Source organism: Streptomyces sp. BBFR25, assembly GCF_044590125.1.
Classification (GTDB): domain Bacteria; phylum Actinomycetota; class Actinomycetes; order Streptomycetales; family Streptomycetaceae; genus Streptomyces; species Streptomyces canus_D.
Genome location: NZ_CP172447.1, coordinates 4,678,926 through 4,703,248, shown reverse-complemented (window position 1 = coordinate 4,703,248; position 24,323 = coordinate 4,678,926). Strand labels below are relative to the sequence as shown.

The 24,323-nt window shown below is 71.4% G+C and carries 21 protein-coding genes; 15 read left to right on the top strand and 6 right to left on the bottom strand.

Going from position 1 to position 24,323, the window contains the following annotated elements:
* Positions 1–245: 245 nt before the first annotated feature.
* From ACGH52_RS21465 to cseC, 4 genes are all read left to right on the top strand, one after another.
* Positions 246–779 carry a SigE family RNA polymerase sigma factor gene (locus tag ACGH52_RS21465; RefSeq protein ID WP_003975479.1) on the top strand — a complete coding sequence of 178 codons (534 nt, stop codon included), beginning with the start codon at positions 246–248 and terminating at the stop codon, positions 777–779.
* Positions 767–1,450, top strand: a complete 684-nt coding sequence (locus ACGH52_RS21460; RefSeq protein ID WP_193777597.1) for a hypothetical protein — start codon at positions 767–769, stop codon at positions 1,448–1,450. The genes ACGH52_RS21465 and ACGH52_RS21460 overlap by 13 nt, the downstream gene beginning before the upstream one ends.
* A gap of 129 nt (positions 1,451–1,579) precedes the next feature.
* Positions 1,580–2,284 (top strand): two-component system response regulator CseB, encoded by a 705-nt coding sequence (gene cseB / locus ACGH52_RS21455; protein WP_121701965.1) that lies wholly within the window; start codon positions 1,580–1,582, stop codon positions 2,282–2,284.
* 16 nt (positions 2,285–2,300) lie between these two features.
* The gene (gene cseC, locus ACGH52_RS21450) at positions 2,301–3,821 is read left to right on the top strand and encodes a two-component system sensor histidine kinase CseC (RefSeq protein ID WP_399941545.1); all 1,521 of its coding nucleotides are present in this window, start codon (positions 2,301–2,303) and stop codon (positions 3,819–3,821) included.
* A 16-nt stretch (positions 3,822–3,837) separates the two neighbouring features.
* On the opposite strand, the gene ACGH52_RS21445 is transcribed toward cseC, so the two are convergent.
* Positions 3,838–4,671: a phosphotransferase gene (locus ACGH52_RS21445; protein ID WP_121701972.1), complete on the bottom strand. Its 834-nt coding sequence runs from the start codon at positions 4,669–4,671 to the stop codon at positions 3,838–3,840.
* 128 nt (positions 4,672–4,799) lie between these two features.
* Here ACGH52_RS21445 and ACGH52_RS21440 point away from each other — a divergent pair, with 128 nt between their 5' ends.
* From ACGH52_RS21440 to ACGH52_RS21425, 4 genes are all read left to right on the top strand, one after another.
* The gene (locus tag ACGH52_RS21440) at positions 4,800–4,943 is read left to right on the top strand and encodes a hypothetical protein (protein ID WP_399941542.1); all 144 of its coding nucleotides are present in this window, start codon (positions 4,800–4,802) and stop codon (positions 4,941–4,943) included.
* 277 nt (positions 4,944–5,220) lie between these two features.
* Positions 5,221–5,442 (top strand): hypothetical protein, encoded by a 222-nt coding sequence (locus tag ACGH52_RS21435; protein WP_121701967.1) that lies wholly within the window; start codon positions 5,221–5,223, stop codon positions 5,440–5,442.
* Between the two features lie 155 nt (positions 5,443–5,597).
* On the top strand, positions 5,598–6,041 hold the full coding sequence (locus ACGH52_RS21430; RefSeq protein ID WP_399941539.1) for a GNAT family N-acetyltransferase: 444 nt from the start codon (positions 5,598–5,600) through the stop codon (positions 6,039–6,041).
* Positions 6,042–6,052: 11 nt separating this feature from the next.
* Positions 6,053–6,505, top strand: coding sequence for a hypothetical protein (locus ACGH52_RS21425; protein WP_059302179.1), 453 nt, complete (start codon positions 6,053–6,055; stop codon positions 6,503–6,505).
* A gap of 12 nt (positions 6,506–6,517) precedes the next feature.
* Here ACGH52_RS21425 and ACGH52_RS21420 read toward each other — a convergent pair whose 3' ends face one another.
* Together ACGH52_RS21420 and ACGH52_RS21415 are read right to left on the bottom strand one after the other, a co-directional pair.
* Entirely contained in the window at positions 6,518–6,715 is a 198-nt protein-coding gene (locus tag ACGH52_RS21420) for a DUF397 domain-containing protein (RefSeq protein WP_121701969.1), read from the bottom strand.
* Positions 6,675–7,523, bottom strand: a complete 849-nt coding sequence (locus tag ACGH52_RS21415; protein WP_399941536.1) for a helix-turn-helix transcriptional regulator — start codon at positions 7,521–7,523, stop codon at positions 6,675–6,677. The genes ACGH52_RS21420 and ACGH52_RS21415 overlap by 41 nt, the downstream gene beginning before the upstream one ends.
* Before the next feature lie 158 nt (positions 7,524–7,681).
* On the opposite strand from ACGH52_RS21415, the gene ACGH52_RS21410 reads away from it, so the two are divergent.
* The gene (locus ACGH52_RS21410; protein ID WP_399946829.1) at positions 7,682–8,083 is read left to right on the top strand and encodes an ATP-binding protein; all 402 of its coding nucleotides are present in this window, start codon (positions 7,682–7,684) and stop codon (positions 8,081–8,083) included.
* Positions 8,084–8,135: 52 nt separating this feature from the next.
* Positions 8,136–8,921 (top strand): SAM-dependent methyltransferase, encoded by a 786-nt coding sequence (locus tag ACGH52_RS21405; protein ID WP_399941533.1) that lies wholly within the window; start codon positions 8,136–8,138, stop codon positions 8,919–8,921.
* Between the two features lie 76 nt (positions 8,922–8,997).
* Here ACGH52_RS21405 and ACGH52_RS21400 read toward each other — a convergent pair whose 3' ends face one another.
* A complete protein-coding gene (locus ACGH52_RS21400; protein ID WP_121701986.1) occupies positions 8,998–10,599 on the bottom strand; it encodes an MDR family MFS transporter in 1,602 nt (533 codons plus the stop codon).
* A gap of 147 nt (positions 10,600–10,746) precedes the next feature.
* Here ACGH52_RS21400 and ACGH52_RS21395 point away from each other — a divergent pair, with 147 nt between their 5' ends.
* The gene (locus ACGH52_RS21395) at positions 10,747–11,346 is read left to right on the top strand and encodes a TetR/AcrR family transcriptional regulator (RefSeq protein WP_171987240.1); all 600 of its coding nucleotides are present in this window, start codon (positions 10,747–10,749) and stop codon (positions 11,344–11,346) included.
* 9 nt (positions 11,347–11,355) lie between these two features.
* Here ACGH52_RS21395 and ACGH52_RS21390 read toward each other — a convergent pair whose 3' ends face one another.
* Complete coding sequence (locus ACGH52_RS21390) at positions 11,356–12,042, bottom strand: M23 family metallopeptidase (RefSeq protein WP_399941530.1); 687 nt, start codon at positions 12,040–12,042, stop codon at positions 11,356–11,358.
* Between the two features lie 398 nt (positions 12,043–12,440).
* Here ACGH52_RS21390 and ACGH52_RS21385 point away from each other — a divergent pair, with 398 nt between their 5' ends.
* The 4 genes from ACGH52_RS21385 to ACGH52_RS21370 all read left to right on the top strand — a co-directional run bounded on the left by ACGH52_RS21385 (position 12,441) and on the right by ACGH52_RS21370 (position 21,381).
* On the top strand, positions 12,441–15,002 hold the full coding sequence (locus tag ACGH52_RS21385; RefSeq protein WP_399941527.1) for an NACHT domain-containing protein: 2,562 nt from the start codon (positions 12,441–12,443) through the stop codon (positions 15,000–15,002).
* A 9-nt stretch (positions 15,003–15,011) separates the two neighbouring features.
* Positions 15,012–17,597: an NACHT domain-containing protein gene (locus ACGH52_RS21380; protein ID WP_399941525.1), complete on the top strand. Its 2,586-nt coding sequence runs from the start codon at positions 15,012–15,014 to the stop codon at positions 17,595–17,597.
* Positions 17,598–17,726: 129 nt separating this feature from the next.
* Positions 17,727–18,383 (top strand): HAD family acid phosphatase, encoded by a 657-nt coding sequence (locus ACGH52_RS21375; protein ID WP_399941522.1) that lies wholly within the window; start codon positions 17,727–17,729, stop codon positions 18,381–18,383.
* Between the two features lie 46 nt (positions 18,384–18,429).
* Positions 18,430–21,381: an NACHT domain-containing protein gene (locus ACGH52_RS21370; RefSeq protein WP_399941520.1), complete on the top strand. Its 2,952-nt coding sequence runs from the start codon at positions 18,430–18,432 to the stop codon at positions 21,379–21,381.
* A gap of 78 nt (positions 21,382–21,459) precedes the next feature.
* On the opposite strand, the gene ACGH52_RS21365 is transcribed toward ACGH52_RS21370, so the two are convergent.
* On the bottom strand, positions 21,460–23,988 hold the full coding sequence (locus ACGH52_RS21365; protein WP_059302169.1) for an ATP-dependent Clp protease ATP-binding subunit: 2,529 nt from the start codon (positions 23,986–23,988) through the stop codon (positions 21,460–21,462).
* Positions 23,989–24,323: the final 335 nt, after the last annotated feature.

Here is a 24,323-nt window from a genome sequence, read left to right as displayed (position 1 = left end):
ACGGTGCCCATATCGGGCACATCATCTGATGTCACCATCAAGTGGTGCGCTTGTTTGCCCGGTTCGTCCCTCCGTTACACAACCGACGGACAGCCGAGGGTTTGCCGCAGGCTGCTACGCACAGCGCCGTGACAACGCTTCCCTACCTTCGTTTGCGTGCCCAGAGGGCATGGCACGACAACGGACCACAGGCAGTGGGCCGACGGTGACCACCGTCGGAGTACGGGGATCGGAAGGCGGTTGACATGGGCGAGGTGCTCGAGTTCGAGGAGTACGTCCGCACCCGGCAGGACGCGCTGCTGCGCAGCGCCAGGCGCCTGGTCCCCGACCCCGTCGACGCCCAGGACCTGTTGCAGACCGCGCTGGCGCGGACGTACGGGCGCTGGGAGACCATCGAGGACAAGCGGCTCGCGGACGCCTACCTGCGCCGGGTGATGATCAACACCCGGACCGAGTGGTGGCGGGCGCGGAAGCTGGAGGAGGTGCCGACCGAGCAGCTCCCCGAGTCCCCCATGGACGACGCCACCGAGCAGCACGCGGACCGCGCCCTGCTGATGGACGTCCTGAAGGTGCTCGCCCCGAAGCAGCGCAGCGTCGTGGTGCTGCGACACTGGGAGCAGATGTCAACGGAGGAGACCGCCGCCGCCCTCGGCATGTCGGCGGGAACGGTCAAGAGCACGCTGCACCGGGCGCTCGCCCGGCTCCGCGAGGAGCTGGTCGCCCGCGATCTGGACGCACGGGCGCTGGAGCGTGAGGAGCGGGAGCGTTGCGCGGCCTGACCGACGGTCGGACCCCCGGGGAGTCCGGGAGAACCACGCAGGCGGCGAGTACGGCGGTGGCCGTGTTCGTCGCCCTCGGCGTTTCCCTGGCCGGGTGCGGGACCGGCGGCACCGGTGCCCGGGACGAGGGACCGGCCCACGCGGACACGGTGGGCGGCTCGGCCTCGTCGTCCCCCGCGCCGGCGGCGAAGGCGTCGCCCTCCCCCTCGAAGGCCCCCGACCGGGTCGACGCGGTGCGGCTCGTCAAGGCCGACCCCAAGGTGTCCCCGGAGGTCAAGCGCGAGCTGAAGCCGTGCGTCGCCGACGAGTACCCCGTCGACGTGTCGTACGGGAAGCTGACGGACGGCTCGGCGGAAGACGTCGTCGTCAACGTGCTGACGTGCGGTGACGCGGTGGGTGTGGGCAGTTACGTGTACCGCGAGGAGGACGGCGCGTACCAGAATGTGTTCAAGGCGGAGGAGCCTCCGGTCTACGCGGAGATCGACCGCGGCGACCTGGTGGTGACGAAGCAGGTGTACGACAAGGGCGACCCGGTGTCGAGTCCGTCCGGCGAGAACGTGATCACGTACCGCTGGGCGTCGGACCGGTTCACCGAGGAGTACCGCACCCACAACGACTACAGCAAGGCCGCGGGGAACGCGCCCACCCCGGCTCCGGAGCCGGACAGCTGAACCGCTCCGCCGGGCCGGGCCGCGTGAACCGATCGGGCCGCTCGTACCGATGACCGGGTGGGGGCGCCGTAGGGGATCCGGCGACCGATCCGTTCGACCGACCACACCATGAGGACTGAGAGCACCGGGATGGCAGACCAGACCCACGTCCTGTTCGTCGAGGACGACGACGTCATCCGCGAGGCCACCCAGCTCGCCCTGGAGCGGGACGGCTTCGCGGTCACCGCGATGCCCGACGGGCTCTCGGGCCTGGAGTCCTTCCGGGCCGACCGTCCCGACATCGCCCTGCTCGACGTCATGCTCCCCGGCCTCGACGGCGTGAGCCTGTGCCGCCGGATCCGGGACGAGTCCACGGTGCCGGTGATCATGCTGTCGGCGCGGGCCGACTCCATCGACGTGGTGCTCGGCCTGGAGGCGGGCGCCGACGACTACGTCACCAAGCCGTTCGACGGGGCCGTGCTGGTCGCCCGCATCCGGGCGGTGCTGCGGCGCTTCGGGCACGCCGGGGGCGGCGACCGGGCGGAGGCGACCGGTGCCGGGGACACCGGGGGCGTGCTCACCTTCGGCGACCTTGAGGTGGACACGGACGGCATGGAGGTGCACCGGGCCGGGCGGCCGGTGGGGCTCACCCCGACCGAGATGCGGCTGCTGCTGGAGTTCTCCTCCGCGCCGGGCACCGTGCTCTCCCGCGACAAGCTGCTGGAACGCGTGTGGGACTACGGCTGGGGCGGGGACACCCGGGTCGTCGACGTGCACGTGCAGCGGCTGCGCACCAAGATCGGCCAGGACCGGATCGAGACGGTCCGCGGCTTCGGCTACAAGTTGAAGGCCTGAGCGGGGATACAGGGATATGCGGGGGTTCTTCCGACAGCGCCGGAGCGTCTCGCCGCCGGGGCGCCCGTACGACCGCACGGGGCCCGGCGAGCACGCGGGGAGCGGCGAACACGCGGGTCCTGGCGGGCGTACGCGGGGCCTCGGTGCGCGCGGGCTGCGGGCGCGCGGCATCCGCACCGGGCTGCGCTGGAAGCTGAGCGCGGCCATCGCGCTGGTCGGCGCGCTGGTGGCGGTCGCGCTGAGCCTGGTCGTGCACAACGCCGCCCGGGTGTCGATGCTCGACAACGCCCGTGACCTCGCCGACGACCGGGTCCTGATCGCCCAGCGCAACTACGAGCTGTCCGGGCGGCAGAACTTCCCCAACGCCCAGATCGACGACCCCGCCCTGCCACCGGAGCTGCGCCGCAAGGTCGAGGCGGGGCGGCGGGCCACGTACGTCTCCGAGCGGGCGAACGGTGTGACGGACATCTGGGCGGCCGTGCCGCTCAAGGACGGGCACGTGATGTCGCTGCACTCCGGTTTCACCGACCGCAGCGCGGACATCCTCAGCGACCTGGACCAGGCGCTGGTCATCGGTTCCATCGCGGTCGTCCTCGGCGGCAGCGCGCTGGGCGTGCTCATCGGCGGTCAGCTCTCGCGCCGGCTGCGCAAGGCCGCCGCCGCCGCGAACGAGGTGGCCAACGGCGGGACCGACGTCCGGGTACGGGAGGCCATCGGCGGGGTCGTGCGGGACGAGACGGACGACGTGGCGCGCGCCGTGGACGCGATGGCGGACGCCTTGCAGCAGCGCATCGAGGCCGAGCGCCGGGTCACCGCGGACATCGCGCACGAACTGCGCACCCCGGTGACCGGTCTGCTCACGGCCGCCGAACTGCTGCCGCCGGGCCGCCCGACCGAGCTGGTCCTGGACCGGGCGAAGGCGATGCGCACGCTCGTCGAGGACGTCCTGGAGGTGGCGCGGCTCGACGGGGCGTCCGAGCGGGCCGAGTTGCAGGACATCATGCTGGGCGACTTCGTGACCCGGCGGGTGGCGGCCAAGGACCCGGCCGTCGAGGTGCGGGTGATCCACGAGTCCGAGGTCACCACCGACCCGCGCCGTCTGGAGCGCGTGCTGTTCAACCTCCTCGCCAACGCCGCCCGGCACGGCCGCTCGCCCGTCGAGGTGAGCGTCGAGGGACGGGTCATCCGGGTCCGCGACCACGGGCCGGGTTTCCCCGAAGACCTGCTGGCCGAGGGACCGAGCCGGTTCCGCACCGGCAGCACGGACCGGGCCGGGCGCGGGCACGGACTCGGACTGACCATCGCGGCGGGCCAGGCCCGCGTCCTGGGAGCCCGGCTCACCTTCCGCAACGTCCGCCCGGCCGGCGCCCCCGCGCACGTACCGGCCGAGGGCGCGGTCGCCGTCCTGTGGCTGCCGGAGCACGCACCGACCAACACGGGGAGCTACCCGATGCTGCCGGACCGGTCGAGCGGCGGCCCGTCGCCTGCCGGGAACACCTCCCGGCAGGCCGCCCAGGGGGCGTCCCGGAAGCCGTGACACCCCGGCTCGGTGGTCAGATCCGGTCGAGTGCGGCACGGACCCGGTCGAGTCCCTCCGCCCGCCAGTGGTCCCGGTCGGGCATCTGGTCGTCCCGACGCCAGCGCCAGGCGGAGAACATCGCCCAGTTCAGCGCGCGGCACCGGTGGACCAGTGCGGGATCGGCACCCGGGTAGTGCTCGGCCGCGTCCTCGGGGCCGTGGGCGAGGTCGAACTCGACGGGCCCGCGGCAGCAGGTGGCGAGGTCGATGAAGAGCGGGCCCCTGCGCGTGTTCAGGAGGTTTCCGGGGTGCGGCTCGCCGTGCAGCAGCTGGTCGCGTGCCGTGTCGGCGCTGATCTCGGCGCTCAGACCGGCGAGTGTGTCGTGGAGGAATTCCCGGTCGGAGTCGGACAGCTCGGGTGACCGCTCCCGGTCGTCCACCCCTGCCAGCGCCACGGCCACCCGGTCGGTGAAGTGCGGTGCGTCCACGTCGATCCGGCGCAGGGCGGCGTGGTGCCGCACGAGTACGTCCGCGTAGTCGGCGGGGGCGATGTCCGGTCCCACCGGTTCGTAGTAGGTCCAGAGGGAGACGGCGAAGGCGTCCCGCACCTGGACCCGGGGCGCGACCCGGGGGTCCAGCTCCCCCACCGGAGCCTCGGCGTCGGCGAGCCGACGGGCGACCTCCACCTCGAACGCGGCCTCGGCCACCTGCCCCGCGGGCGCGACCCGGGCCAGGACGTCGCACGGGAGCAGGCGCAGTGCGACGCGGTCCGAGTTGTGGACGACTCGCACGTCGTCGGCCCTCAGGCCCAGCTCCGCAGCGGTCGTCCGGGCGGTCTCGGCCGCGCGGCGCAGTTCTGTGGGCTCCACACCGTCCCCTTCCGTGGGTTCGGTGCTCATGGTCCTGGCGCGGGCCGTCCCCGGCGAGTGGTTTTCGCTCCTGGCAGGTCCATGGCGTCCTTCGCCGGCCGCGACTGCCTCAGCTTGTCCATACGCCGATGGTGGCACGCGGCACTGACATCGGCGGGCGCCGGAGGTCACAGGGGCAGGGGGCGGGCCTCGACCAGGTTGGCCTGGTGCACACGGCCAACTGCGCGGTCGGCGCCCTGCTGCTGGTGGAGCGGCTGCTCGCCCAAGGGTGAGCACACTAGGGCGTGTCCGGTGGGTGTGGGACCGTCCGCCCACCTTCCAGACTTGAGTGCTGGTCATCGTCAATGCCTGCGGCTAAGCTCTCTGTTGCTCATTCGAGAGCCACAAGCACTGGCGACGTGTCCGATGGGGGACAGTGCTTCAATCTCGACAGGCAATGAGCACGATGAGTCTCTAATCGTCGCAGAGCCTCAGCAGGCCATCCGCAAGCGGTGGTCGAGCTGAGGCTGCCCGCCGACTGGTCGATCACCTTCGTGAAGGGATCGACTGGTGAGGCTGACTTTTCTCGTTCAGGTACTTCTTGCACTTCTGTCCTTCGTGTCGTCGCTGCTGGTAGCGGTGGTGGCGGGGGTGCTTTCTCATGAGGCTGGGGCTCCGGTAGCTGGTGCAGTGCTGTACGGCGGCGGCGCGCTCATCGGCTGGATGACACTCTGCGTCGTTGTGTTGACGGCACTTGGCCTGCTCGGGCGCCACAGCCATCCCGGCGAGTGAGGGTGCCCGGTACTCAGGAGTAAAGCCAGAGCCGGATCGCAGCGAGGGTGACCGTGCCGTTGCAGACATACGCTCTCTTGTCGTACCTGGTCGCCGGAACGATCCGACTGCTCGCCAGTCACACGACTCGTCGGACACGCCCTAGTCTGACGATCATGGCGGACTGGGAAGTGCGACCGGCCTCGGCGGCGGACGTCGAGGCGGTGGCGGAGCTGCGCGCGCTGGTGCTGCGGGCGGATCTGGAGCGGCTCGGGCGGTACGACGCGCGGCGGGTGCGGCAGCGGCTGCGGGACGGGTTCGCCCCGGCGCACACCCGGGTGATCGAGGTGGGTGGCGCGTTCGCCGGGTGCGTGGCGCTGCGGCCGGCCGAGGACGCCCACTGGCTGGAGCACTTCTATCTGGCCCCGCGGCTGCAGGGCGGCGGCATCGGTACGGCCGTGCTGCGCGAGCTGCTGGAGCGGTGCGACCGCGAGGACGTCCTGGTCCGGCTGAACGTACTGCGGGGCAGTCCCGCCCGGCGGCTCTACGAACGGCACGGTTTCACGGTGGAGAGCGAGGACCCGGTGGACGTGTTCATGGTGCGCCACTCGCGCCCGTAGCCTGAGGCGCCATGGGCATACGCATCGAGGCAGAGGTCAGTTACCCGGACAACGACGAGGTGGAGCGGGTGCTGGGGATGGCCGAGACGGTCGGTGAGCCGGTCACGGTCACGTTCGCGTGGGAGGGAGGGCGGCCCCTGCTGCACGGGGTGCTGGTCCCCGCGGCGACGCTGGCGCTCTGGGAGCACTGGGCGCCCACCGCCTACGCGGCGGGTGACCGGGGGGAGGAGCCCGAACTGGCTCACCCCGAGGAGTTCGGCCCGTTCACGCTCTTCCGGCGCCGTGTCAGCGGGCGTACGGCGGTGGCCCGCCACGGCGTGGTGGTCGCGGAACTGCTCGACCCCGCCGAGGCGCACTGGCTGGAGGAGCGGGCCCGCAACGTCCGCCAGGGCTTCATGGACCCGAAGCAGAAGGCCGCGTTCGAGGAGTTCCTCGCCCGGCAGGCGGCGCGGGGTGAGCAGTAACGGGCGGTGCGCCTACCGCAGGCCGTCGACGAAGGACTGCCAGGCATCGGCGCCGACGGTGACGACCGGACCGGCCGGATTCTTGCTGTCCCGGACGGGGACGGCGCCGGGGAGGCAGTTGTCGGCAACCTCAACGCATTCGCCGCCGGTGTTTCCGCTGTAACTGGACTTACGCCACTGGGTGTTCCTCGGGCTGGGAGCAGTCTCCATAGCGTTCCTCCATCACGCGGATGATCAGTCTCGCCGAATCCTCCACGGAGAGGGCGGCGGCCTGCAAGCGAGCGTAACGGAGCGCGGCTTCCCTGATGGTCTCCGGATCGGCCGTCATATGACCGGAGATGACATCTTCCGTGTAGATGATGTCCGGATCGTCGTCGAAGCGCATGGCGGTGAAAGAACCGGCGAGGCTGGCATGGGCCCCCGCCTCGTTCGGCAGCACCTGCACCTGCATCCAGCGGTGACCGGCGAACTCCAACAGCCGGGCCAGTTGCCGCCGCATGACCTGATGCCCACCGATCGGCCTGTGCAGCACCGCCTCGTCCAGCACCACCCAGGCCAGCGGCGGCCGCTCACGCTCCAGGATGCGCTGGCGTTCCATCCGGGCGGCCAGCAAGCCTTCCAAGTCGTCCGGCATGCCGGTGGCGAGCACCGCCCTCGCGTACTCCTCCGTCTGCAACAGGCCGTAGACCAGCTGCGCCTGGTACGTCGAGATGTACGCCGCCTTCGCCTCCATCTCCGCGTACGGCTGGAACCACGTGGGAAGTTGGCTGCGCAGCACCAGGCCGATCAGCCGGGAGAACAGACCGTCCGTGCCCAGCGCGGCGTCCACCCGTTCGGAGAAGTCCCGCGTCGGGACCTTCTTCGTGGTCTCGATCTGGCCCACCAGGGAGCCGGTGCAGAAGATGATGTCGCCGAGCTGGCCCTGCTTGAGGCCGTGGGCCTCGCGCTGGCGGCGCAGCTCCCAGCCGTAGTAGTCGAGCGGGGACGCGGTCGGGTCGAGGGACTGGATGTTGGCCACTGCGGCACCTCACTCCGGGACTACGGACGGCAACACCTCTCGGCGTTCGTTTCTGTGCGTAGTCGAGCGTACGCACCGCGTCGCAGGGTTGTGGTGTGAATCACGCAACCGGTCCGCGGGCGGCGGACGTTGACAGCCAGTACCACGCCGAGTTCGCCATGGGCGCGCACTCGGCCCGCCATCTGCGCCGCGTGCTGCGGCTCTACCTCGTGCGCTCCGGGCTGGGCGAGGTGTCCGACGCCGCCGAGCTGGCGCTCACGGAGCTGGTCGCCAACGTCGTACGGCATGTGCCCGGCCGCCGCTGCCGCCTGTGCTTCCTGCTGCTGCCGGGCGCGGTACGGGTGGAGGTCGCCGACGACTGCCCGGAACTGCCGGTTCCAGCGGCTGCCGACGCGCTGGGCGAGGGCGGGCGGGGGCTGGTGATCGTCGCTGCGGTGACCGACCGGTGGGGTGTCACGCCGTACCCGGACGGGCGGGGCAAGACGGTGTGGTTCGAGTGCGTGGGCAAGTGGGCTCCGTCGCCGCACGGGTCACCGGCGGGCAGGCCCGTCCGCCGGTGACCCGGTGAAACCGGGTTGTCCCCGGGTGAGTGATCCGCTTGGGTTCGTGGTCGTGACCGACTTGAGCGAGCTCGTGCGTCCCGACCGGTATCCGCGTTCGTCCCGCTACGACCCCGGCTGGCTGCTGGACCTCGACATGGGGCCGCATCCGCTGTGGCTGCTGGAGGATCTCGCCCGGGACCTGGAGCTGCGCCCGGGGATGCGGATTCTCGACCTCGGCTCCGGGAAGGGGGCGACCTCGGTGTTCCTGGCCCGTGAGTACGGCGCCGAGGTCGTCGCGGCCGACTGGTGGATCGCACCCGAGGAGGCGGCGGCCGGGTTCGCCGCGGCGGGGGTCGCGGACCGGGTGGAGGCGGTGCGGGCGGAGGCGCACGCGCTGCCGTTCGAGGAGGCGGGCTTCGACGCCATCGTCAGCATCGACGCGTTCGAGTACTTCGGTACGGCGGACGGATATCTGCCGTATCTCGTCCGGTTCCTGCGTCCCGGTGGGCAGTTGGGTGTGGCGACACCCGCTCTCACGCGGGAGGTGCGTGAGCTGGGCGCGATTCCGCCGCACATCAAGGAGGTGGTGGGCTGGGAGGCGATGGCCTGGCACACCGCCGAGTGGTGGCGCTTCCAGTGGGAGACCACCGAGCTGGTGGACGTCACCTCCGCACGTCTGCAACCGGAAGCCTGGCGGGACTGGCTGCTGTGGGCCCGGGCCGGGGCCGCGTACCGGGCGGATGCCCGGGGCACGGACGGCGCGAGCGCGGACAGCGACCGGGCCGTCGTCGACATGCTCACCGCAGACCGCGGCGCGTACCTCTCCTTCGCCCTGGTCACCGCGCGCAGGCGGTGACCGGTGAACGACGAGGCCCCCGGCCGGCCGAAGCCGTCCGGGGGCCTGCTGAGGGTGCGGGCGGGCCGCCGCGAGGTCAGACCTTCTCGGTCACCGGCGCCTTCGCCGCGGCCGGGTCGCCGCCGTCGCCGTCGGCCGGGGCGTCGGCCGCCTTCGGTCCCGCGCCCTTGAGCGGGACCTCCTTGACGAAGACCGCCGCGACCAGCGCGAGGACGGCCACCGCGGAGCCGAGCAGGAACGCGCCGTGGGTGCCGGAGGACACCGCGTGCTGGTAGGCGTCGCGGACCGCCGCGGGGAGCGCCTCCAGTGCGTCCGCGGTGAGTGTCGCCGACTGCTCCGTCGCCTGGGAGCCGCCCGAGGGGGCCCGCTCGGCCATGGCGTCCTGGACGCGGTTGTTGAACAGCGCGCCCATGATCGCGACGCCGAAGGAGGAACCGAGGGTGCGGAAGAGGGTGGTGGAGGAGGACGCGACGCCCATGTCCTTCATCTCCACGCTGTTCTGCGCCACCAGCATGGTGATCTGCATCAGGCAGCCCATGCCGAGACCGACGACCGCCATGTACAGGCCGGAGGTGAAGCGGCTGGTGTCGGTGTCCATGGTCGACAGCAGGAACAGGCCGACCGTCATCAGCGCGCCGCCCGCCACCGGGAAGATCTTGTAGCGGCCGGTGTTGGTGGTGACCCGCCCGGCGACCATCGAGGTGACGAGCATCGCGCCCAGCATGGGCAGGAGCAGCAGCCCGGAGTTGGTGGCGGACGCGCCCTGCACCGCCTGCTGGTACAGCGGCAGGAAGAGGGTGGCGCCGAACATCACGAAGCCGACGATGAAGCCGATGACGGACATCAGCGTGAAGTTGCGGCTGCGGAAGATGTGCAGCGGCACGATCGGCTCGGCGGCCCTGGTCTGCCAGAACACGAACCCGACCAGCGCGGCGACGCCGATGCCGATCAGCTCCATGATCCGTGCGGAGGTCCAGGCGTACTCGGTGCCGCCCCAGGTGGTGACGAGCACGATGGCCGTGATGCCGACGGTCAGCAGCCCGGCGCCCAGATAGTCGATCCGGGCCTCGCTGCGCTTCTTCGGCAGGTGCAGCACGGCGCTGATGGCGACGAGCGCGATCACGCCGAGCGGGATGTTGATGTAGAAGGACCAGCGCCAGCCCCAGTGGTCGGTGATGGTGCCGCCGACCAGCGGTCCGCCGATCATCGCCAGCGCCATGACGGCGGCCATCATGCCCTGGTACTTGCCGCGCTCCCTGGGCGGTATCAGATCGCCGATGATCGCCATGACGCCGACCATCAGACCGCCCGCGCCCAGGCCCTGGACGGCGCGGAAGCCGATGAGCTGGCCCATGTCCTGGGCCATGCCGCTGAGCGCCGAGCCGATCAGGAAGATCACGATCGAGGACATGAAGACGCCCTTGCGTCCGTACATGTCGCCGAGCTTGCCCCACAGCGGGGTGGAGGCCGCGGTCGCCAGGGTGTAGGCGGTGACGACCCAGGAGAGGTGCTCCAGGCCGCCCAGTTCACCCACGATCGTCGGCATCGCGGTGCCGATGATCATGTTGTCGAGCATCGCGAGCATCATCGCGATCATGAGGGCGAGCAGGACGACCCGCACGCTCCTCGGCTGCTTTCCGGCGTCGGCCCCGGCCGTCGCCGCCGTTTTCTCGGCCATCTCTCCTACTCCCCCAGCTACCGCTGTGCCACTTGCCACTTACTTGCCGACCGGCAAGCTGACTACACTGGGGAAGGTAGACGCGTAACTAGCCGGGCGTCAAGTAAGTTTTTCGGAAAGTGCGCGGGGCAGGAGGTGCGTAGGAGGATGGGCGGCACAATGGACGGCACCAAGCAGCAGCGACGCCGCGGGGACACCCGCCAGCGCATCCAGGACGTGGCGCTCGGGCTCTTCGCGGAGCAGGGGTACGAGAAGACCTCCCTGCGCGAGATCGCCGAGCGTCTGGATGTGACCAAGGCCGCGCTCTATTACCACTTCAAGACCAAGGAAGAGATCCTCGTCAGCATCTTCGAGGACCTCTCCCGGCCACTGGAGGGCCTGATCGCCTGGGGGCGGGAGCAGCCGCGCACCCTGGAGACGAAGCAGGAGATCATCCGCCGCTACAGCGAGGCGCTGGCCGGCGCGGCGCCGCTGTTCCGCTTCATGCAGGAGAACCAGGCGACGGTGCGGGACCTGCGCATCGGCGAGCTGTTCAAGACCCGCATGTTCGGTCTGCGCGACATCCTCGTGGACCCGGAGGCGGAGCTGACCGACCAGGTCCGCAGCGTCACCGCGCTGTTCACGCTGCACGCCGGGATGTTCGTGCTCCGGGACCTCGAAGGCGACCCCGAGGAACAGCGTGCTGCCGTTCTCGAGGTCGCCATCGATCTGGTGACCCAGGCCCACCGGGGAGCGGCGGGCGGGTAGTCCCGGCCCTTAGACCGTCACGCCCTTGCCGCGCAGGAAGGCGACCGGGTCGACGGCCGAGCCGTAGTTCGGGGTCGTACGGATCTCGAAGTGCAGGTGCGGACCGCTGGAGTTACCGGTGTTGCCGGACTTGGCGATCGACTGGCCCGTCTTCACGATCTGGCCGATCTTGACGTTGATCTTGGACAGGTGCGCGTACTGGGAGTACGTGCCGTTGCCGTGCTTGATGACGATCGCGTTGCCGTAGGCGGGGCCGTCACCGGCGCCGTTGCCGCCGGCCTTGACCACGGTGCCGCCGTGGGCGGCGACGACGTTGGTGCCGATCGGCACGGCGAAGTCCTGGCCGCTGTGCTTGTGCGCCCACATGCCGCCGTTCTGGGCGAAGCTGGCGCTCAGCTCGTACTTCTTGACCGGGTCCACCCAGGAGGCGGCCTTCTTCTTGGTGGCCGTCTTCTTGGCGGTGGTGCTCTTCTTGGCGCTCGCGGCGGCCTTCTCGGCCTTCGCCGCCTTGGCCTGCGCCGCGGCCTGGGCCTCTACGGCACTCGCGGCGGCGTTGGTGCTGGAGGCCGCCGTGGTGCCGGTGGCGGCCGCGACCCCGGCTCCCAGTGCGACCGAGGCTCCGAGGCCGGCGGCCATCACCGCGGCGCGGGTGCGGATGGTCGTACGGGAAGAACGGGACGTGACACGCGGAAACATTCGAACCTCATGGGGACGGGTGCAGAGGAATGCCCACCGGCGGGACGCACCAGGCGCTCACCGGGCGGGCTCAACCTTGGTAACCCGGAGACCCCGAACCGCACAAAGGTGTGACCTACGACGTTATTTAGTACTTCAGCGTGAAACTTCATGAGTCACGCCAGAGCGGCCATTTTGGACAAAACCAGCTCAGAGCCCCGGAAAGCTCCCCGTCACCTGCTCCGGTATGTCCGTTTTCGTAGTTCTTGTGGCGGCCACTATTCCCCGTAGTACACCCCGATCGGCCTGTGCGGCACATCACCGGCCGCCATGATCGAAGGGGCGGTGAATGTGACGGGGGCTACTCCCGTCCGGGTTAACCCGCCCCCCGCACAAGGGCGTTCACCTAGGCTCGGAGCATGGTCGACGTCACAGCACTCGGGGCCCGTGTCGCGTCCAGCGCGGTCGCGCCGCTCGTCCGCCGGCTCTTCGTCCGGGACGGGCCGGGAGCAGGACTGGTGGACCGTCCGGTGCGGATATCGGCCCTGGTGTCCTTCCGGGGCGAGAAGCGGAACGTCACGCCCAAGGACGTCGACAAGATCGCCGGGGAGCTGGTCCGCCGGGCGCTGGCCGCGGCGGGGCCCGGCGAGGAGCCCGCCGACGCCGCCGAGGCGACGGCCGTCAAGGACGCCCTGGCCCGCACGCTCACCCGGCTCGGCGAGATCACCGTCGAGGACTACGAGGCCGTCGGGCTCGGCCCCGAGCGCTTCGCCCGCGAGCTGGGCGCGGGCGTGCCGCTGGCCCCGTACGGGCTGGGCGAGGGCGGCACGCTGCTGTACGAGCGGCTGCTGCACACCGCCTCGCTGCACATCCTGAACTTCCTCACCCAGCGCTCCACCTACGTCGCCCGCCAGCAGACCGTCCAGACGCGGCAGCTGTCCCGGCTGGTGCAGGCCGTGGACGTCCTGCTGGAGCGGCTTCCGTCCCAGTCGGCCGAGGACGCCGGGTTCGAGGAGCGCTACGCGGACCACGTCGCCGCCCGGTACGGCACGCTCACCATCTACGGCCTGGACGCCGGGACCCGCGAGTGGCCGCTGGACACGGCGTACCTGAGCCTGGAGGCGACCCGGCCGCAGGCGGGACGGGACGGAGCGTCCCGGGCCGTCGCCGCCGAGCAGGTACTCGCCGACCACGACCAGGTCTTCCTGCGCGGTGTCGCCGGGTCCGGCAAGACCACCCTCGTGCAGTGGCTGGCCGTCACGGCGGCGAGCCGGGTCTACGACCACGGGCTGACCCACCTCATCGGGCGGGTGCCGTTCGTGCTGCCCATGCGCCGGATTGTGCGGCCGGGGGCCGAGCTGCCCTTCCCCGGCGACTTCCTGCGCGCGGTCGGCTGCCCCGTCGCCGGGGAGCAGCCGCCGGGGTGGGTGGAGCGCGTGCTGCGGGCCCGGCGCGGGGTGCTGCTGGTGGACGGCATCGACGAGATCGCCCAGGACCGCCGTGCCGCCGCCCGGCGCTGGCTGCGCGAGCTGGTGCGGGCCTTCCCCGGGAACCTGTGGCTGGTCACCTCCCGGCCCTCGGCCGTACCGGAGGACTGGCTGGCCGCCGAGGGCTTCCACGAACTGGTGCTCGCCCCGATGGGACGCGACGGCGTCGCCACCTTCGTACGGCGCTGGCACCGGGCGGCCGAGGTGGCCCCGTCCGTCGGGGAGTCCCTGCTGGCCGCCGTGCGGGGCACCTCGGAGCTGAACGGGCTGGCCACCAACCCGCTCATGTGCGGCATGCTGTGCGCCCTCCACCGCGACCGGCGCGGTTTCCTGCCCCAGGACCGCAGGTCGCTCTACGAGGCCGCCCTGACCATGCTCCTGGAACGCCGGGACCGGGAGCGGGAGCTGCACGGCTTCGACGGGGTGCACCTCGCGTACGCCACGCAGGTGCAGCTGCTGCAGAGACTGGCATGGTGGCTGATCCGGAACAGCCGGCAGGAGATGGACCGGCACGAGGCGCTCGGCATCGTGGACCGGGCGCTGCCCGCGCTGAACCTGGCCGACGCCGGTGGGGAGGAGGTCTACCGGGCGCTGCTGCTGCGCTCCGGGCTGCTGCGCGAGCCCGCCGAGGGCCGGGTGGACTTCCTGCACCGCACCTTCCAGGACTATCTCGGCGCCCGGCTGGCCGTACAGGAGATGGACTTCGACCTGCTGGTCAACCACGCCCACCTGGACGAGTGGGACGACGTGATCCTGCTCGCCCTCGCCCATGCCCGGCCCAAGGAGGCCGAGCAGATGCTGCGTCGGCTGACGGAACTGGAGACGCCGCGCGGGACGCTGCTGGCGGCGGCCGGGCTGCAGTACGCGGCGGAGGTGGAGCCGGGGACGCGCAAGCGCGTGGAGGAGGGACTGGCGACGCACGTTCCGCCGGCCGGCTTCAAGGCGGCGCAGGAGGTGGCGCGGGCGGGCGGCGATCTGGTGCTGGGGCTGCTGCCGGGACCTGACGGAATCGACGAGGAGACCGCGGCGCTGGTGGTGCAGACGGCGGTCAGCGTGGGCAGCGAGGCCGCATTGCAGTTCCTGACCCGGTTCCGGGACCACCCGGACTCGTTCGTCGGTGGACTGCTGGCCGCCGCGTGGCACGCGTTCGACCGGGACCAGTACGCCCGCGAGATCCTCGCCCACCTTCCCGCGCAGCACGTCGTCGACGCGCACTCGGTCGAGGACCTGCGTACGCTGCGCTCGCTCGGTGGCTGGGAACGGATCCACGTCCAGGCCCCCTACCGCGTCGAGGATCTGACCGAACTGATCGTTCCCGAGCGTCTGCGCGACCTGTCCATGGACGCGCCGCATCCCGTGGAGGGGCTGTCCTGGCTGTCCGCGTTCCCCTCCCTCCGGACGGTCACCGTGTACACGGAGCTGGACCCGGCCGTGGCCCGCGAAGTGCCGCCCGGGGTGTCTCTCACCTTCCCGTCCGCCGACCGCCAGGGGTAACCCGCCTTCATGGATGCCGTCGTCCGCACGCCCTCCCGTCTCGCCGCCCCCCTCGTCCACCGGCTCTTCCGCGACCCCGCCCGGCCACCGGTGTTCTCCGAGCCGGTCCCCGGCCTCGTCACCTGGCGCGGCGCCACGGCCACGGCCACGCCGGACGACGTCCACCGCACCGCCGCCGACCTGGTGCACCTCGCCGCCGAGCGGCACGCCGCGCCCACCGCCGAGCTGGCCCCGGTCGTCGACGTCCTGGCCCGCACCCTGCTCGCCATCGCCGAGGTCGACGTCACCGACGCCGACGCCGTACGGCTGGGGCCGCAGGACTACGCGCGGCGGCTGCGGGGCGCGGTGCAGGGCGCGGACCGGGAACTGTCGCCGGACGCGGCCTGGTTCCACGACGCGCTGCTGGTCTCGGTGTGCCTGCACGTCCTGCACCACCTGGTGCGGCGCTCCGCCTACCTCCAGCGGCAACTGCCGGGACGGGCGAGCCGGATCGCCCAGCTGGTCGACCAGGGCGACGCCGAGGTGGCGGCACGGCAGGCCGAACGGCCGCAGGAGGACGTGGTGTTCGAGGCCGAGTACGCCGAGTGGGTGGCCCTGCAGCACGGCTGGCTGACCATCGTCGGCGTGGACTTCCCCAACGCGCCCGACCGTTGGCCGCTGGAGGAGACCTACCTGAGCCTGGAGGCGGAGGAACGCAGCGGCGGCGTGAGCGGCGCCGACGACGAGCGGCGCACCGTGCTGCTCGCGGACCGCGCCCTGGTGGACCACGAACGGGTCCTGCTGCGCGGCGGCGCCGGCTCGGGCAAGACGACCCTGGTGCAGTGGCTGGCCGTGGCCGCCGCCCGCGAGGGCACCCGGGTCCCCTTCGTCCTCCCGGTACGCAGTTTCGCCCGCGAGGGCTTCCCGGCCCCGGACGACTTCCTGCACGCGGTCCGCCACCCGCTCGCCGCCCGGGCACCCGAGGGCTGGGTGGTGCGCACCCTGCTCGCGGGCCGGGCGCTGCTGCTGGTCGACGGCATCGACGAGGCACCGGAGAAGACGCGCCGCGAGCTGCGCGACCGGCTCCGCCGGCTGCTGCGCGTCTTCTCCGGCAACGGCTGCCTGGTCACCTCCCGGCCCTCCGCGGTGTCGGAGGGCTGGCTGTCGGGGGGCGGACTGGCCGAGGAGGACTTCGTCGAGCTGTCGCTGGCGCCCATGTCCCGGGACCAGGTCACCCGGTTCATCCGGGACTGGCACTCGGCGGCCCGCCTCGACGAGCAGAGCCGCTCCGCGGGGCCGCGGGAACGGGAGCGCGAGCGCAGCACGCTGGACGAGTACGAGCAGCGGCTGCTGCACTCCGTGCGGATCTACCGCGAGCTGCGCCAGCTCGCCACCAACCCCCTGATGTGCGGGCTGATATGCGCCCTCAACCGGGATCGCGCCGGTTCCCTGCCCAGCGGCCGCAAGGAGCTGTACGACGCGGCCCTGGAGATGCTGCTCCAGCGCCGCGACCCCGAGCGGGACGTGCTGTACGCCGACGACGTGCGCCTCCAGCAGAGCACCAGGGAACGGCTGTTGCAGAAGCTGGCCCACGCCATGCTGGAGGAGGACGCCTCCGAGCTGCCCCGCGAGCGGGCGGTCGGCATCCTGGACGCCGCGCTGCCCGCGATGCCCGCCGCCCGCGCGCAGGGGGACGGCGCGAAGATCTTCCGGCACCTGCTGCACCGCACGGGCCTGCTGCGCGAACGGTCGGGCGAGTCGGTCGACTTCGTCCACCGCACCTTCCAGGACTACCTGGCCGCCAAGGAGATCGTGGCCCGCGGCCGCTTCCCCACGCTGGTGGACCACGCCCACCAGTCGGAGTGGGAGGAGGTGATCCGCATGGCCGCCGCCCACGCCCGCCCCGAGGAGTGCGCCCAGTTCCTGGAACGGCTGCTGGCGCCCGCGCCCGGACTGCGCCGCCCGCAGATCAACCACCGGCGGCTGATGGCCGCGGCCTGCCTGGACCACGTCACCGAACTCGACCCGGCCGTCCAGCGCCTCGTCCACGACCGCACGAAGAACCTGGTGCGTCCGACGACGGAGCTGGCCGCCCGGGGGCTCGGCTGGGTCGGCCCCATCGTCCTGGAGCTGCTGCCCGACCCGGGGCAGGTCCCCGACGACCGGCAGGCCCTGCTGCTCGCCTACACCGCGACCCGCGTCCAGGACGACGCGGCCATCGACTACCTGGTCCGGCTGCGCACCCGCGCCGCCCTGCCGGTGCGCACCGAACTGGCCCGGGGCTGGCGGCACTTCGACACCGAGCGGTACGCCCAGGAGATCATCGCCCACCTGGACCCGGACGGCCTCTACTTCCCGGTCTCCGACACCGCCGAGCTGGCGGCCCTGCGCGAACTCGGCGGGCGTCCGCGCATCCAGGTGGCCGGGGTGATGCGGGCCGAGGAACTGCTCGCGGGACTGCTCCCCGACCAGCTGACCCACCTGTGGCTGAACGCGGAGCTGCCCGACACGGACGTCTCGTGGCTGACCGGCTTCCCCCGGCTGCGGGTGCTGCGGGTCAATCCCCGGCTGCCGCGGGTGCGGAACGTGCCGGACGGGGTGGAGATCACGGCGTAACCGCAGGCCGGGCGGCCTACTACTCCCCAGTAACCCAATCGTTGCCGTCCGGCCACTTGCTGGGGCGAGCATGCACGCGACAACTTTGCCGTCAGGCATCCGCGCAGGCATGAGAGGACCCCACCCCCCATGACCGACCAGACCGGACAGACCGGACAGACTCGGCGCACCTGGTGGCGTGCCGCGGGCACGGCCGCCGTGGTCGCGGCGGCGCTCACCGCGACCGTCACGCCGTCCGTCGCCGCCCCGGCCAAGACGCGGCCCGCGCCGGTCACGGCCGCCGCGGCCGCCGACGTCGACTACGACACCTGGCAGCGGGACTGCCGGGCCGTGATGGCCGCGGCGCTGCCGTACCTGAAGGAGCGGATCGCCGACTCCGCGCCCGGCGAGAAGCAGGCGATCGTCCTCGACATCGACAACACCTCCCTGGAGACCGACTTCGGCTTCAGCTACCCGCAGCCCGCCAACCGGCCGGTCCTGGAGGCCGCCGAGTACGCCCAGGAGCACGGCGTCGCCCTGTTCTTCGTGACCGCCCGCCCCGGCATCATCGAGGCGCCCACCGAGTGGAACCTCGCCCACGCCGGGTACGAGTCCTCCGGACTGCACGTCCGCGGCTTCCTGGACCTGTTCAGGGACGTCGCCGAGTACAAGACCGAACAGCGCGCCGAGATCGAGGCCAAGGGCTACACGATCATCGCGAACATCGGCAACAGCGCGACCGACCTGTCGGGCGGCCACGCCGAGCGGACGTTCAAGCTCCCGGACTACGACGGTCAGCTGTCCTGACGCCACCCGGTAGGCTCCCCTGGTCGAACGACCACGGGGGTGGCGCATGGAACCGGCGGTTCTGGGTGGGAAGTTGGCGTCCAGTCTGGTCGCCCCGCTGGTGAAGAAGCTGTTCGTCACGGGCGGCCCCGGCGCCGGACTGGTCGACCGGCCGGTCCGGCTGGACCGCCTGGTGTCCTTCCGGGGCGAGCGGCGCACGCTGGGCGAGAAGGAGGTGCGGGGGCTCGCCGGGAAGCTGGTGGCGGCGGCCGTGGACTCCCCGGGCGAGCGGCCCTTCCCGCCCGACGAGACAGAGGCGGTCACCGCTGCCCTGGCGGCCCGTCTGCTGGCCCTCGGCGACCTGGACATGGACGACGTCCAGGCGGTGCGGCTGGGGCACGGCGAACTGGCCGCGCGGCTGCGGCGGCAGGCGTCCGGTTCCGGCGACGGTCTCTCCACCGACGCCCGTTACTTCCTCGACTCGGTGACCGAGTGGGCCTGCCTGCACGTCCTGGAGTTCTTCACCCGGCGATCCACGTTCCTCGCGCGGACGCTGGTGGAGCAGTCGCGCACGCAGGCGGATCTGATCGCGCGGGTCGACGAGCTGATGGCTCGCGTCCCCCGCCCGGACGCCCGGGACACGGCGTTCGAACGCCGCTACCTGCCGTACGTCGCCGACCGCCACAACCACCTCACCATCTACGGCATCGACCTGCGCGACTCGCCCGACCGGTGGCCGCTGGAGGTCGCGTATCTGAGCCTGGAGGCGACCGCGGAGGAGGAGCGGTCCCCGCTCCCCGGGGACCCCGCCGAACCGGAACAAACCGTCCGCCTCCCCGCCGAGACCGCGCTCACCGCTCACGAGCGCGTACTGCTGCGCGGCGACGCGGGCTCCGGCAAGACGACCCTGGTGCAGTGGCTCGCGGTGACCGCGGCGCGGGACGGGGACCGGGTCCCGTACGTGCTGCCGCTGCGCACACTGACTCGTGCGGGCGCGCTGCCCTCCCCCGCCGCCTTCCTCACCGCCGTGGGCTGCCCGCTCACTCCTCCGGAGGGCTGGGCGGAACGGGTGCTGGGCGCCGGCCGGGGCCTGGTCCTCGTCGACGGCCTGGACGAGATCCCGGCCGCCGAACGGCGCCGCACCCGCGACTGGCTCCTCGCACTGATCCGCGCCTTCCCCGGCAACCGCTGGCTGCTCACCTCCCGCCCCACCGCCGTACGCGCCGACTGGCTGGCCGCCGAGGGCTTCCGGGAGCTGACCCTGGCCCCGATGCGCCAGGACGACGTGACGACCTTCGTACGGCGCTGGCACGCGGCCGCAGAAGCGCCCGAGTTCGAGACGCGGCTGCTGGACTCCCTGCGCACCAAACGCGACCTGGCCCGGCTCGCCACCAACCCGCTGATGTGCGGCCTGATCTGCGCCCTGCACCGGGAGCGCCGCGGCTACCTCCCCACCGGCCGCAAGGATTTGTACGACGCCGCCCTCACGATGCTGCTGGCCCGCCGGGACCGGGAGCGGGGCATGGAGGCGGTGGAGCTGAGCGAGGAGGCCCAGCTGGAGCTGCTCCAGCGGCTGGCGTACGCGCTGGTGCTGAGCGGGCGCACGGAGATGGCGGTGGAGACCGCCGAGGGCATCGTGGAGCGCGCGCTGCCGTCGGTGGCCTCGGCGGCGGGGCAGGGCGACGCGGCGACGGTCCTGCGGGCGCTGGTCCTGCGCAGCGGGCTGCTGCGGCGCCCCGACGAGGGGTCACTGGACTTCGTCCACCGCACCTTCCAGGACTACCTGGGCGCGCGGTACGCGGTCGAGGAGGGCCACCTCGACGTCCTCGCGGGGCGCGCGGGCGACACGCAGTGGGAGGACGTCATCCGCATGGCGGTGGCCCACGCCCGGCCCGGTGAGCGGGCGGTCCTGCTGCGGCGCCTGCTGGCGGAGGACACCCCTCGGCTGACCCTGCTGGCCCTGGCCTGCCTGGAGCACGCCACCGCCCTGGACCCGGCGGTGCGGGCGGAGGTGGAGGCTCGGGCGGGGGCGTTGATTCCGCCGAGATCGCTGGAGGACGCGCGGGCACTGGCACAGGCAGGGGCCCTGGTGCTGGAACTGCTGCCGGGTCCTGAGGGGCTGACGGACGCGCAGGCCCACCGGGTGACCGTCGCGGCCTCGCTGCTGGCCGAGAGCGAACCGAACGGGGCTCTGGCGGTACTGCGCCGGTTCCGGGAGCATCCCTCACTCACGGTGCGCCGGCAGTTGGTAGGCACCTGGGAGAGGTTCGAGACGCGGCGGTACGCCACGGAAGTACTGGATCACCTGGACCGGACGGGGCTGTTCCTGACCTGTCAGAACCCGGCCCAGCGGAGTGCGGTCGCCGAGATGCGGCCATGGAACCAGCTCCGGCTCGACGGCCCGCACGCGATGACCGACGTCCTGGCGTGTGTACCGGAGCCGGACACGCTCCAGGAACTCCTCGTGGCCTACAACCCGGAGCTGACCGACCTGGACCCCCTGCTGGGCTTCGGCTCCCTGCGCCACCTCACCCTGCGCGAGTGCCCGTCGGCACGGGGCTTGGGGCGGCTCACCGCGCTGCGGCTCGAAAGCCTCACGGTCTACGGCAGCACCGATCTGGCGGGGCTGAACGAACTGGACTCGCTGCGAAAACTGATCATCCGGCAGCAGCTGCCGGGCGCCCGCCTGACGGACTCCCTCCCGACGGGCGCGCCCCTGCGTCACCTCTACCTCGGCCGGGAAGCCACCAAGGCCACCGGGCTTCGAGACCTGTCCCACTGGGGCACGCTCGAACACCTCGGCCTTTCCAGCCAGCGGGCCACCGCTGCCGACTGGGCGGAGATCTCCCGGCTGCCACGGCTGACTTCGCTGCAACTCCACTCGGCATTCTTCGATCTCGGCCGGGATGCGCTGCCCGTGCTCCCCGGCGTACGCAGCGTCCAGATTCTCGAATCCCGCCCCGTCGACGCCACCGGACTCGCCTCCCGCTTCCCGCACGCCGAGATCGAGCTGTTCTGAGGCCGCGGCGGCAACGGCAAGGGGCCGGCCCGGGAACCGAAGTCCCGGACCGGCCCCTTGCAGGCTCACCCCGAAGGGCTACGCCTCCTTGCTCAGGTTCGGACCCGCGCCGCCCCCGGCCGCCTGCTCGATCGGCGGGACGTCGGGGAGGGTCGACTTCTCCTCACCCCGGAAGGTGAAGGTCGCCGTGTCGCCCTCGCCCTCGGTGTCCACGACCACGATGTGACCGGGCCGCAGCTCGCCGAAGAGGATCTTCTCCGACAGCGAGTCCTCGACCTCGCGCTGGATCGTGCGGCGCAGCGGACGCGCGCCCAGCACCGGGTCGTAGCCCCGCTTGGACAGCAGCTCCTTGGCGGACTGGGACAGCTCGATGCCCATGTCCCGGTCCTTGAGGCGCTCGTCGACCTTCTGGATCATCAGGTCGACGATCTGCAGGATGTCGTCCTGGCTGAGCTGCGGGAAGACGACCACGTCGTCGACACGGTTGAGGAACTCGGGCCGGAAGTGCTGCTTCAGCTCGTCCTGGACCTTGTTCTTCATGCGCTCGTAGTTGGACTTCGTGTCACCCGCGGCGGCGAAGCCGAGGTTGAAGCCCTTGGAGATGTCCCGGGTGCCGAGGTTGGTCGTCATGATGATGACCGTGTTCTTGAAGTCCACGACCCGGCCCTGGGAGTCGGTCAGGCGACCGTCCTCCAGGATCTGCAGCAGCGAGTTGAAGATGTCCGGGTGGGCCTTCTCGACCTCGTCGAAGAGGACGACCGAGAACGGCTTGCGGCGGACCTTCTCCGTCAGCTGGCCGCCCTCCTCGTAGCCCACGTAGCCGGGGGGCGAACCGAAGAGGCGCGAGACCGTGTGCTTCTCGCTGAACTCCGACATGTCGAGGGAGATCAGCGCGTCCTCGTCACCGAAGAGGAACTCGGCGAGGGCCTTGGACAGCTCGGTCTTACCGACACCGGACGGACCGGCGAAGATGAACGAGCCACCGGGACGCTTCGGGTCCTTCAGGCCGGCACGGGTACGGCGGATCGCCTTGGAGAGCGCCTTGACGGCGTCCTTCTGGCCGATGACCCGCTTGTGGAGCTCGTCCTCCATGCGCAGCAGGCGGGACGACTCCTCCTCCGTGAGCTTGAAGACCGGGATGCCGGTCGCCGTGGCGAGGACCTCGGCGATCAGCTCGCCGTCGACCTCGGCGACGACGTCCATGTCGCCGGCCTTCCACTCCTTCTCCCGCTTGGCCTTGGCGGCCAGGAGCTGCTTCTCCTTGTCGCGGAGGGAGGCGGCCTTCTCGAAGTCCTGCGAGTCGATCGCGGACTCCTTGTCGCGGCGGACACCGGCGATCTTCTCGTCGAACTCGCGCAGGTCCGGCGGCGCGGTCATCCGGCGGATGCGCATCCGGGAACCGGCCTCGTCGATCAGGTCGATCGCCTTGTCCGGCAGGAAGCGGTCCGAGATGTAGCGGTCGGCGAGCGTCGCCGCCTGGACCAGGGCCTCGTCCGTGATGGAGACGCGGTGGTGGGCCTCGTAGCGGTCGCGCAGACCCTTGAGGATCTCGATCGTGTGCGGCAGCGACGGCTCCGCGACCTGGATCGGCTGGAAGCGGCGCTCCAGGGCCGCGTCCTTCTCCAGGTGCTTGCGGTACTCGTCCAGCGTGGTCGCACCGATGGTCTGCAGCTCACCGCGGGCCAGCATCGGCTTGAGGATGCTCGCGGCGTCGATGGCGCCCTCGGCGGCACCCGCACCGACCAGCGTGTGCAGCTCGTCGATGAACAGGATGATGTCGCCGCGGGTGCGGATCTCCTTGAGCACCTTCTTCAGGCGCTCCTCGAAGTCACCGCGGTAGCGGGAGCCGGCGACCAGGGCGCCGAGGTCCAGGGTGTAGAGGTGCTTGTCCTTGAGGGTCTCGGGCACCTCGCCCTTGACGATGGCCTGCGCGAGGCCCTCGACGACGGCGGTCTTGCCGACGCCGGGCTCACCGATCAGCACCGGGTTGTTCTTCGTACGGCGGGACAGCACCTGCATGACCCGCTCGATCTCCTTCTCGCGCCCGATGACCGGGTCGAGCTTGGACTCACGAGCGGCCTGGGTGAGGTTCCGGCCGAACTGGTCGAGGACCAGGGACGTGGAAGGCGTGCCCTCCGCAGGACCGCCGGCGGTGGCGGTCTCCTTGCCCTGGTAGCCGGAGAGCAGCTGGATGACCTGCTGCCGCACCCGGTTCAGATCTGCGCCCAGCTTGACCAGGACCTGGGCGGCGACGCCCTCGCCCTCACGGATCAGGCCGAGCAGGATGTGCTCCGTGCCGATGTAGTTGTGACCCAGCTGGAGGGCCTCGCGGAGCGACAGCTCCAGAACCTTCTTGGCACGGGGGGTGAAGGGGATGTGGCCGGACGGGGCCTGCTGGCCCTGGCCGATGATCTCCTCCACCTGCTGGCGGACCGCCTCGAGCGAAATCCCGAGGCTCTCAAGGGCCTTGGCGGCGACACCCTCACCCTCGTGGATCAGGCCCAGGAGGATGTGCTCGGTGCCGATGTAGTTGTGGTTGAGCATCCGGGCTTCTTCCTGAGCCAGGACGACAACCCGCCGCGCGCGGTCGGTGAACCTCTCGAACATCGTTAATCGCTCCTCAGAGCGGTCAGGCAGTGGGGGGAACTTCCCCTCCCTGTCCTTCCGCAGCTTAGTCCCGCAAGCGGGGACCGCTCATTCCAACTGCCGACACCGTCGATGGCCTCCTGACCCCTGACGCCGACATCTGCCACAACCCGATGGTGCGAGACGATGTTCCCGCAGGCCAGGCACTTACCCCACTCGCCAGTACGCCGATGGCGAACGCGAGACGGCCCGATCTGCAAGTCGCCCCCTCCCACTAGGGATGTCTTACCCGCTGGGACGGACACTCCATGCCGCGCGCACCGGTTCCCTCCGCTACGGGCGAACAACCTTGCGCC